Here is a 415-nt window from a genome sequence, read left to right on the forward strand (position 1 = left end):
GGTAGCCCTAGGGGAACCTGGGGCTGGATCACCTCCTTATACGAAGATATCTTTGATGAGTACCCACACAGATTGATGGTTTAATAAGTTAAGAGTAGGAAATACTTTTCCAGATGGGGCTATAGCTCAGCTGGGAGAGCGCCTCGCTGGCAGCGAGGAGGTCTGCGGTTCGATCCCGCATAGCTCCACCATCTTTAAGTGTTCTTCCTTAAGAATCTTTAAAAATGGTTATTTCTTTTGAAATATCTAGCTCTTTAACAATTTGGAAAGCTGACTGATTGATTTACTTACGAGTAATTCAATCAAATTTAAAAGTTCTCAATGTTTATCTTTCATTAGATAAACACAACAAACACATTCAAGTGTCTTGTATTCGATTCAAACTTGTTTGAATCACAATTGAGTCCGGCAAACA

Annotated in this window: 1 tRNA gene; it reads left to right on the forward strand. The window is 39.3% G+C overall.

The annotated features are described in order from the left end of the window. Positions 1-115 precede the first annotated feature (115 nt). Positions 116-191 (forward strand) — tRNA-Ala (locus MSG34_RS24145). Positions 192-415: the final 224 nt, after the last annotated feature.

This window comes from Vibrio sp. 1CM2L, assembly GCF_023161695.1.
Classification (GTDB): domain Bacteria; phylum Pseudomonadota; class Gammaproteobacteria; order Enterobacterales; family Vibrionaceae; genus Vibrio; species Vibrio coralliirubri.